Source organism: Stenotrophomonas sp. 112478_Sma, from assembly GCF_056479905.1.
In genome coordinates this window covers 4,288,570-4,298,662 of sequence record NZ_CM151072.1, presented here as the reverse complement: position 1 = coordinate 4,298,662, position 10,093 = coordinate 4,288,570, and the positions used below count along the sequence as shown (strand labels likewise).

The window sequence follows — 10,093 nt, the reverse complement described above, 5'->3', positions numbered from 1 at the left end:
CAGCAATAATCGTCCGATGGCCGGGGTGGGGGCGCGACAAGGCGCCCAAACACAGGCCGGAAAGGGGGGAAATGGATGGCTCAGACTACCACCGAGCGCCCGCCTTCGGAATGCTTGTCCCCTACTTATTCACAAAAACATCCACAGCTATTGCACAGGCCGGTGAATTCGCGTAGTCCCCAGGGCTTGACGCGGGGTGGGGTACCTCTCTAGAATTTCCGGTTCTTTCCGTCCCATTCATACGAGAGGCCCCAATGGCCACCAAGCGCACCTACCAGCCCAGCAACCTCAAGCGTAAGCGCGACCACGGCTTCCGTGCCCGTATGAAGACCGCTGACGGCCGCAAGATCCTGTCGCGTCGCCGCGCCAAGGGCCGCAAAGTCCTGAGCGCCTGATTGCCATGCCGCACATCGCGGCAGACGCAATCCCTTCGACAGTGAATACTGCAGACCCGCGCAAGCGATTCCCTCGCTCTGCGCGGGTTCGCACGCGTGCCGAATACTCAACGGTCTTCAACGGCGCCCGCCGTGTGTCCGATCCGCTGATGACCCTGCACTGGCTGCCGGCTGACCGGCCGGCCAGGCTGGGTCTGGCGGTTTCCCGCAAGGTCGATCCGAACGCCGTCGGGCGCAACCGGATCAAGCGCGTCCTGCGCGACATCCTGCGTCAGACACGAACCGATATCCAGCCAGGCGACTTTGTCGTCGTGGCCCGTAGTGCTGCGCGTCACGCCAGCAATGACGACATCCGCCAGGCCTTCCTGCGCCTGCTGCGCCGCCTGCGTGCATTGCCCGCGCCGGGCGTGGACGGCACAATGCCGCCGCCTGATGGCATCGCAACTCCCTCTTTGACCGAGCCGGCACCGCGTTCCGGCCCCGCCGAGCCTGTCCGCTGATGAACCAGACCCGCGTATTTCTCATTTTTGCCTGGCTGATGGTGGCCGTGCTGCTGTGGATGGAGTGGAGCCGCGAGCAGGCCGCTCCGCCCCCTGCTCCGACGACCCGTTCTGCCCCGGCCGCGGCGCAGACCGTGCCGGGCGCCGCCGCAGGCAGCGTTCCCAGCGCCCAGGTGCCCGCAGCCCCGGGCCAGGCGCCCACGCAGGCCCAGGCCAGCGCGACCCCGGCCGCCCAGCGCGTGACCGTCACCACCGACGTCCTGCGCCTGGTACTGGACGGGGGCCGCGTGCTCGACGCCGAGCTGCTGCAGTTCCCGCAGACCAAGGATGAAGGCAGCCCGCCGGTCCGCCTGCTGACCGAAGATCCCGCGCATCCGTACAGCGCGATCAGCGGCTGGGCCAGCCAGGACAAGAACGCCCCGGTGCCCGGCGCCGACGGCTTCAAGCTGGTCGGTGACACCCGCGACTTCGTGCTGGCCAAGGGCCAGAACGAACTGCAGATCCCGTTCGTGTGGACCGCCGACAACGGCGTGACCATCAAGCGCACCCTCACCGTCTCGCGCAACGAGTACGCCGTGCGCTTCAAGGATGAAGTCAGCAATGCCGGCGCCACCACGTGGAACGGCTACGTCTACCGCACCCTGGACCGCACCCCGACCATCCTGTCGCGGAGCATGACCAACCCGGATTCCTTCAGCTTCAACGGTGCCACCTGGTACGACAACGACAAAAAGTACCAGCGTCGTGCGTTCAAGGATTACCTGGAGGACGGTGCGCTGAACCAGAACATCACCGGCGGCTGGCTGGCGATGCTGCAGCACCACTTCTTCACCGCGTGGATCCCGCAGAAGGACCAGGTCGCCCACTACGTGCTGTCGCAGGTGGACGGTCGTGACCTGATCGAAGCGCGCGGACCGGCCTTTACCCTGGCCCCGGGCCAGTCCACCAGCACCGAAGCGCGCCTGTGGGTCGGCCCCAAGCTGGTCAACCTGATCGCCAAGGAAGACGTGCCGGGCCTGGATCGCGTGGTCGACTACAGCCGTTTCTCGATGATGGCGGTGATCGGCCAGGGCCTGTTCTGGGTGCTCAACCAGGTGCACAAGCTGGTCGGCAACTGGGGCTGGGCGATCGTCGGCCTGGTGGTGCTGCTTAAGCTGGTGCTGTACCCGCTGTCGGCCGTGCAATACAAGAGTGGCGCCAAGATGCGCCGCTTCCAGCCGCGCATCCAGCAGCTGAAGGAACGCTATGGCGATGACCGCCAGAAGTTCCAGACCGCGATGATGGAGCTGTACAAGAAGGAGAAGATCAATCCGATGGGCGGCTGTCTGCCGATCCTCATCCAGATGCCGATCTTCTTCGCCCTGTACTGGGTGCTGGTGGAGTCGGTCGAACTGCGCCAGGCGCCGTGGCTGGGCTGGATCCAGGACCTGACCGCGCGTGACCCGTACTTCATCCTGCCGGTGATCAACGTGGCGGTGATGTGGTTCACCCAGAAGCTCACGCCTGCGCCGGGCATGGACCCGATGCAGCAGAAGATGATGCAGTTCATGCCGCTGGTGTTCGGCGTCATGATGGCCTTCATGCCGTCCGGCCTGGTCCTGTACTGGGTGGTCAACGGCGGCCTGGGCCTGCTGCAGCAGTGGTGGATGACCAAGCGCCATGGCGGCGACCCGGTCCCGGCCACCGCCGCGTCGGCTCCGGTCAAGAAGAAGTAATCGGTAGAGTCGGCCGCTGGCCGGCTGACCGCAGCAGAAGCCCGCCGCAAGGCGGGCTTTTCGCATGCGGCGTTAGAATTCCCCGCACACCGTTCCTCCCACTTCCGAGTTGGCCATGCCACGTGCGTCGTCGTTCCGCCTGTTCCTTCCTTCGCTGCTGCTTACCCTGGCCGTTGCCGGCTGTGGTGACAAGGATGCGAAGGCACCGGCGACCACCGTCACCCAGCCCAGCCCGCAGGCGGCGGCGGCCGCCGATCCGGCTGCTGCGCCGTTGCTGGCTGCGTTGCAGAGGCAGCTCGACGGCTACCGCCGGATCATCGTGTTGCTGGCCGACGAGGAACAGCAGTCGGCCGCCGATCGTGGTAGGTCCACACGCGTGGGCCAGCAGCTGTTCCACGATGGGCTGGAACAGCGCACGGCGATCGCCACGCAGTTCGATACGCTGCTGCGTGGTTCCAGCTCCCAGCGTTTCGCCACTCTCGGCACCGTGCTGGACTACATCGAGTCGGCGCCGGAACTGTTCGACGCCGACCGCCTGGCCTTCCGCGAAGTGCTGCGCGATCTGCATGAGCGCATCGGCACCGACTCTTCGCTGCCGGCGGTGAAGCTGCACCAGCGCATCGGCGAGGATCTGGAAGCGCTCGATGAGATCGAGCGCAACTACAACCAGGAACTGACCCGCATCTTCAGCCGTTTCGAGCGCACCCGTGCCATCGGGCTCAAACGCGAGAAGTGGGAGGACTACATCGCCCACCTGCGCAAGGACTACAGTCGCGAAGCGATCCTGCGCGACTACGGGGTGATCGAGCCGTATCCGATGTCGATGAAGGACAGCGACCGCGAGATCTTCGGCCGCGACCTGCCGGCCAAGACCGTGGTGCTGACCTTCGACGATGGCCCGCATAAGGCCTATACCGATGAAGTGGTGGCCATCCTCAAACGCTACGACGTGCCGGGCGTGTTCTTCGAGGTCGGTCGCAACCTCGGCAAGGTGGAAGCCGATGGCAAGGTCAGTCTCGGCCCGATGGCGAAGATCAGCCGCCAGCTGATGGAAGACGGCTATGCGGTGGGCAACCACAGCCTGACCCATGCGCAGCTCTCGCGCACCACCGGTGATGCGCTGCGCCAGCAGGTGCTGGACACCGATACGCTGTTGAAGGATGTGGACAGCAAGCGCGCGCCGCTGTTCCGCTTCCCGTACGGTGCGCGCAACGCCGAAGGCATGCAGCTGCTGAACGAGGCCGGACTGAAGTCGATCATGTGGAACATCGACTCGATGGACTGGGCCGATCCGGTGCCGGAATCGATCGTGCAGCGCGTGCTCGACCAGGTGAACAAGGAACAGCGCGGCATCATCCTGTTCCACGACATCCACGATCGCGCAGTGAAGGCGCTGCCGCAGATCCTCGACCGGCTGATTGCCGACGGTTACCAGTTTGCCGGCTGGAACGGCCGCGATTTCACCGTGGCGCGTGCGCGCAAGGGTGATGCCGGTGCCGCCACCGTCACCACCGGCTACGAGAAATCATGGGCGATCGTGGTCGGTATCGACAGCTACGCCAAGTGGCCGAAACTGGAATACGCCAGCCATGATGCGCGGGCGGTCGCCGACACTCTGACCGGGCAGTTCGGCTTCCCGTCCTCGCAGGTGATCGTGCTGAAGAACGAGCAGGCCACGCGCAACAACATCCTCGCCGCCTTCCACGACCGCCTGGCCGATGACCGCACCGGAAAGAACGACCGCGTGTTCGTGTTCTTCGCTGGCCACGGCGCCACCCGCCAGCTCGCCTCCGGACGCGACCTTGGCTACATCATCCCGGTCGATTCGGACCCGAAGGAATTCGCCACCGACGCCATCGCGATGACCGACATCCAGAACATCGCCGAGAGCATGCAGGCCAAGCACGTGCTGTTCGTGATGGATGCCTGCTACAGCGGCCTGGGCCTGACCCGTAGTGGCCCCTCGTCGTCGTCGTTCCTGCGCGAGAACGCGCGTCGCAGCGCGCGGCAGATGTTGACCGCCGGCGGTGCCGACCAGCAGGTGGCCGACGCCGGCCCGAACGGGCACTCGGTGTTCACGTGGGTGCTGCTGCAGGCATTGGCCGGCAAGGGCGATCTCAACGGCGACGGCCTGATCACCGGTACCGAACTGGCCGCCTACGTGGCGCCGGCAGTATCGGCCGTTTCGCACCAGACGCCGGCCTTCGGCAGCCTGCCCGGTTCGCAGGGCGGCGAGTTCGTGTTCCAGGTTCCGGACAGCCAGGAATTCCTCAACGCCGATACGCGCCAGCTGACTGCCGATGCGATCGCACTGAACAACAAGGTCGAGGCCGCCAGTGAAGCCAAGGGCAGCCAGACGCCAGTGACCGTGGCCGACCTGCAGGGCGGCAGGGCCAAGCTGGTGGTGCCCAGCGCCGGCCCTGCGTCGGATCGCCAACGCGCGCAGCAAGCCAATGACCGAGGTCTGCAGCTGTACCGGGAAAAGCAGTACGACGAGGCGGTCGCGCAGTTCACCGAGGCGCTGAAGCTTCGCCCGGACTTCGCCCAGGCCGCGAACAACCTCGGCTTCGTCTACTACCGCCAGCAGCGCTACGCTGAAGCTGCGCGCTGGCTGGAGAACACGCTGAAGATCGACCCATCGCGCGCCGTGGCCTATCTGAATCTGGGCGATGCCTACTTCAACGCCGGCGACAAGGCCAAGGCGAAGCAGGCCTACACCACCTACCTGGCGCTGCAGCCGCAGGGCAGTGGTGCTGCACAGGCGCGCGCACAGCTGGAGAAACTCTGAGTGATGAACGACGCGACCCGCACCGACACCATTGTCGCCATCGCCAGCGCGCCAGGTGCAGGTGGCGTCGGCATTCTGCGCCTGTCCGGCCCGCGCGCCGGCGCCATCGCCAACGCACTGGGCGCAACCGGCCTGCGCCCACGTCACGCGCATTACGCACGTCTACGCGACGCCGACGGCGAGGTGATCGACGATGGCATCGTGCTGTGGTTCCCGGCACCGAACAGCTTCACCGGCGAAGAAGTGGTGGAATTGCAGGGCCATGGCAGCCCGGTGTTGCTGCAGCAACTGGTTGCACGCTGCATCGTGCTCGGCGCGCGGCAGGCGCGGCCCGGTGAGTTCAGCGAGCGCGCCTTCCTCAACGGCAAGCTCGATCTGGCTCAGGCCGAGGCCATCGCCGATCTGATCGCTGCGGGCGACAACCGCGCCGCGCGTGCTGCCCGTCGCTCGCTGGACGGGGTGTTCTCGCGCCGCATCGACGCCGTGGTCGAGCAGTTGGTGCTGCTGCGCGTGCATGTGGAAGCGGCCATCGATTTTGCCGATGAGCCGCTGGATACGCTGGGCGGCGCGCAGGTGCGCCGCGGGCTGGAACTGGCACGCAGCGACCTGGCCCTGCTGCGCCGCGATGCCGAGCGTGGCCGTCGCCTGCGCGATGGCCTGCACGCGGTGCTGATCGGCCCGCCCAACGCCGGCAAGAGTTCGTTGCTCAATGCGCTTGCCGGCAGCGAACGCGCCATCGTCACCGACATCGCCGGCACCACGCGCGACACGCTGCGCGAGACCATCCGCCTGGATGGACTGGAGCTGACCCTGGTCGATACCGCCGGCCTGCGCGACGGTGGCGACGCCATCGAACGCGAAGGCATGCGCCGCGCGCGCGTGGAGATCGAACGCACCGACCTGGCGCTGATCGTGCTGGATGCACGCGATCCGGCGGCGGGAGAGGCGGCCATCGGCGAAGCGGTGCGGGCTGTGCCGCACAAGGTCTACATCCACAACAAGTCGGATCTGCTGCAGGCCGGGCCAACCGTGGACGATCCGGACCGTGTGTTCGTTTCGGCCGCCACCGGTGCAGGACTCGACGACCTCCACGCGCGCCTGCGCGCGATCGCGTCGGCAGGCGCGGGCGAACAGGTGGACGGCGAGTTCTCCGCGCGCACCCGCCACGTGGATGCAATCGAGCGTGCGCAGGAACATGCCCGTCGCGCTGATGGCGAGCTGGCCCACGAACACCTGGAATTGGCAGCCGAAGAGCTGCGCCTGGCGCATGACGCGCTGGGCGAGATCACCGGGCAGATGAGCGCCGATGACCTGCTGGGACGGATCTTCTCCAGCTTCTGCATCGGCAAGTAAGCCGGGGTCAGATTCCCGCAGGGGCTCTGACCCCGTTTGCCACATGGGGTGACAGCCGCTGCGGGGATCCGACCCCAGGTCCCCCACCTGTCACATTGCCGCCGCATACTGCCGCCCATCACCTACCGTTGGGGGACGTTGCAGTGAAGTCGTGGGGTTGTGCGTTGCTGTTGTCGCTGGCCGTGGCACCATCGGTGGCCATGAGTGCTGAATCCTCTCTCCCGGCTGCGGCCAGGGCGTCGGTCTATGGTCATCGCGGCGCCAGCGCGCTGCTGCCGGAACACACCCTGGCTGCGTATGCACAGGCCATCGCCGACGGAGCCGACTACATCGAACCGGACCTGGTGATGACCAGGGACGGGGTGATGGTGGCCCGCCATGAGAACGAGATCGGGGGCACCACCGATGTCGCCTCGCATCCCGAATTCGCCAGCCGCCGCACCCGCAAGGTCATCGACGGGCAGACGGTGGACGGATGGTTCACCGAAGACTTCACCCTGGCCGAGCTGAAGACGCTGTACGCGCGCGAACGCCTGCCCGACCTGCGCAGCACGGCCTACGACGGCCAGTTCCGCATCGCCAGTCTCGATGAAATCCTCGCCTTCCTGGTCCAGCAGGCCGGCCGCGCCAATCGAGGCATCGGTCTGGTGCCGGAGATCAAGCATCCGACCTACTTCCAGTCCATCGGTCTGCCGATGGAAGACAAACTGCTGGCCGCGCTGCGTGGCAATGCCTACACCAACGTCGGTCCGGTCACCATCCAGTCCTTCGAGACCGCCAACCTGCGTTACCTGCGCAGCAAGATCCCGCAGGACAGCAACATCCGCCTGCTGCAGCTGTTGTGGAAGGGCGATACCCAGCCGGCCGACGTCGCCAAGGCCGGGGGCACGCTGACCTATGCACAGATGATGACTCCAGCGGGCCTGAAGGACATCGCGGCCTATGCCGATGGCATCGGTCCTGAACTGCGCTCGATCATTCCGCTGGACGCCAACGGTGCACTGGGAACGCCGACCGCGCTGGTGCGCGATGCGCACGCGGCCGGCCTGATGGTGATCCCGTATACCTTCCGCCCGGAGAATCAGTTCCAGCCCAGCAACCTGCGCAGGGGGGCGGACAACGCGCGCAACGCCGAAGGCTCGATCGCCGAGATGCGCGCCTATCTGGCCACCGGCATCGATGCGTTCTTCACCGATGACCCGGCGCTGGGCCGGCAGGCGGTGGATGGCACTGGCGCGGCGGGCAACGCGGCGAACTGACACGTCAACGCCGCCGGGCATGGCCCGGCGCTACCCGGGTGCCGGGCCATGCCCGGGACCCATCCCACCTCAGCCGCGCGGTTCGTCCGGCCGCCGGAACGGGATGACCACGTAATCCTGCCCTTCGCGCGGCTGCCACAGGACCGGCACACGGTGTGGCGACGGCGGCTCCAGTTCATCGTCGGCCAGCGGTTCTGCGTTGTCTTCCTCGTCCTCCCAGCTGTAGCGCGGACGCGGTGGCAGCGGGTCGGCGGTGCGGAACAGCAGCGCTGCGATGATGCCGGCGAAGGCGCCGCCCATGTGCGATTGCCAGGACACGCCGTCGGCATGCGGCAGGATGGTCATCAGCATGCCACCGTAGAACAGCATGCCGATCAGGCCGGTGGCGATGGCGGCGCGGTCGCGACGCAGCAGGCCGAGGCCGGCGAGCAGGAACATCAGACCGTGGGTCACGCCACTGGCACCCAGATGGACGCTGCCGGGATTGCCCAGCATCCATGCGCCCACACCCGATCCCAGCCAGAGCAGGGGCAGGGCGCGGACGGTGGCCCTGGGATAGACGCTTCCGGCCAGGGTGCCGAGGATCAGGATCGCGATGCTGTTGGCGGCGATGTGCTCGACCGAGGCATGCAGCAGCGGGCCGCCGAGCAGGCCGAGCAGGCCCTTGGCTTCCAGCGGCGCTACCGCCCAGGGGCGCCAGTCGAACGTGCCCTGCAGGGCGAACACGACCACCAGCACCAGCACGGCGGCCAGGCTGACATTGAACGCCCGCAGGATGCGGAGGCGGTCGTTACGGGGGGCCGGCACGTCGCCGGCGGGCAGGGGCGCGTTGCTGTTCATACCTCAAGCAATGGCGGTGGCTGGCGCGAAACCAAGGCCACCGCTGCGGGAGAGTGGAAGCGGCCAGCGGGACAATCCCGCTGGCCATGTCTGCCAGCCGCGATCAGGCCTGGCCTTCGCCTTCCTTGGGCGGGTACTTCAGGCTCAGCACGACGGTGGCGGCAATGATCAGCGCGACCACGCCCAGCGAGACCGGGGTCGGGATCTTGAACAGGTCGATGATCATCATCTTGATGCCGATGAAACCCAGCACCAGTGCCAGGCCGTACGGCAGCAGGTGGAAGCGGTCGGCCATGCCGGCCAGCAGGAAGAACATCGCACGCAGGCCCAGTACCGCGAACACGTTGGAGGTCAGCACGATGAACGGATCGGTGGTGATCGCGAAGATCGCCGGGATGCTGTCCACCGCGAAGATCACGTCGGTGACGGCGATCAGGATCAGCACCGCGAACAACGGGGTGAACCAGCGCACGCCGTCGCGCTTCACGCTCAGGGCGTTGCCGGCGTACTCCGGCAGCAGGCGAAGGTGCTTGCGCATCCAGCGCAGGGCCGGGTTGCTCTCCAGGTCCGGCTCCTGTCCGGCGGCAAACCACATCTTCCAGCCGGTGAACAGCAGGAAGGCGCCGAACACGTAGAGCAGCCAATGGAACTGGCTGATCAGCACGCTGCCGGCGAAGATCATGATCGTACGCAGCACGATCGCGCCCAGGATGCCGATGATCAGCACCTTCTGGCGCTGTTCCTCCGGCACCGCGAAGTAGCTCATGATCATCAGGAAGACAAAGATGTTGTCCACCGCCAGCGCCTTCTCGACCAGGTAGCCGGTCAGGAACTCGAGACCGACCTTGTTGGCCACGACCTGGCCGGCCGTCTCATTCAGGTAGTACCAGAGGCCGGCGTTGAACAGCAGGGCCAGCGCGACCCAGCCGATGGACCACCACAGGGCCTCCTTGAAGGTGACCTTGTGCGGGCCACCATGGCGCATCAACACGAGGTCGACCAGCAGGGCGATGACCACCACCGCTGCGAAGCCGCCCCACAACCACATGTTACCGATCGTCTGCATTGGGAATGTCCGTTGGAAAGATGAATGCCAGGCCGGACGGCGAGGATCTGCAACGGAGGATCGGGAGGGGATCCAGGGACAGAGCTTCGCCAGTACGGCGAAGGTCTCGCTCGCAGTTCCAGTCGGCTGGAACTGCCGTTGCACCGGAGCCTGCGGGCTCGAAATGACGGCGACAAC

The 10,093-nt window shown here is 66.4% G+C and carries 8 protein-coding genes; 6 read left to right on the top strand and 2 right to left on the bottom strand.

Features of this window, described 5'->3' with window-relative positions; genetic code table 11:
* Positions 1–254: 254 nt before the first annotated feature.
* The 6 genes from rpmH (at position 255) to ACZK08_RS19495 (ending at position 8,010) form a co-directional block, all read left to right on the top strand.
* On the top strand, positions 255–395 hold the full coding sequence (gene rpmH, locus ACZK08_RS19520; protein ID WP_005411729.1) for a 50S ribosomal protein L34: 141 nt from the start codon (positions 255–257) through the stop codon (positions 393–395).
* 5 nt (positions 396–400) lie between these two features.
* Positions 401–895, top strand: a complete 495-nt coding sequence (rnpA, locus tag ACZK08_RS19515) for a ribonuclease P protein component (protein ID WP_080375251.1) — start codon at positions 401–403, stop codon at positions 893–895.
* Complete coding sequence (gene yidC / locus ACZK08_RS19510) at positions 895–2,610, top strand: membrane protein insertase YidC (protein ID WP_065182136.1); 1,716 nt, start codon at positions 895–897, stop codon at positions 2,608–2,610. The genes rnpA and yidC overlap by 1 nt, the downstream gene beginning before the upstream one ends.
* A gap of 115 nt (positions 2,611–2,725) precedes the next feature.
* Positions 2,726–5,398, top strand: a complete 2,673-nt coding sequence (locus ACZK08_RS19505; RefSeq protein ID WP_065182137.1) for a polysaccharide deacetylase family protein — start codon at positions 2,726–2,728, stop codon at positions 5,396–5,398.
* Between the two features lie 3 nt (positions 5,399–5,401).
* Entirely contained in the window at positions 5,402–6,751 is a 1,350-nt protein-coding gene (gene mnmE, locus ACZK08_RS19500; RefSeq protein WP_478452372.1) for a tRNA uridine-5-carboxymethylaminomethyl(34) synthesis GTPase MnmE, read from the top strand.
* A gap of 143 nt (positions 6,752–6,894) precedes the next feature.
* Positions 6,895–8,010, top strand: a complete 1,116-nt coding sequence (locus ACZK08_RS19495; RefSeq protein ID WP_065182139.1) for a glycerophosphodiester phosphodiesterase — start codon at positions 6,895–6,897, stop codon at positions 8,008–8,010.
* Between the two features lie 69 nt (positions 8,011–8,079).
* Here the strand turns inward: ACZK08_RS19495 and ACZK08_RS19490 are convergent, their stop codons facing one another.
* On the bottom strand, positions 8,080–8,850 hold the full coding sequence (locus tag ACZK08_RS19490) for a rhomboid family intramembrane serine protease (protein WP_053517228.1): 771 nt from the start codon (positions 8,848–8,850) through the stop codon (positions 8,080–8,082).
* A 103-nt stretch (positions 8,851–8,953) separates the two neighbouring features.
* Positions 8,954–9,916, bottom strand: coding sequence for a TerC family protein (locus ACZK08_RS19485; protein WP_053517229.1), 963 nt, complete (start codon positions 9,914–9,916; stop codon positions 8,954–8,956).
* Between the last annotated feature and the right edge of the window lie 177 nt (positions 9,917–10,093).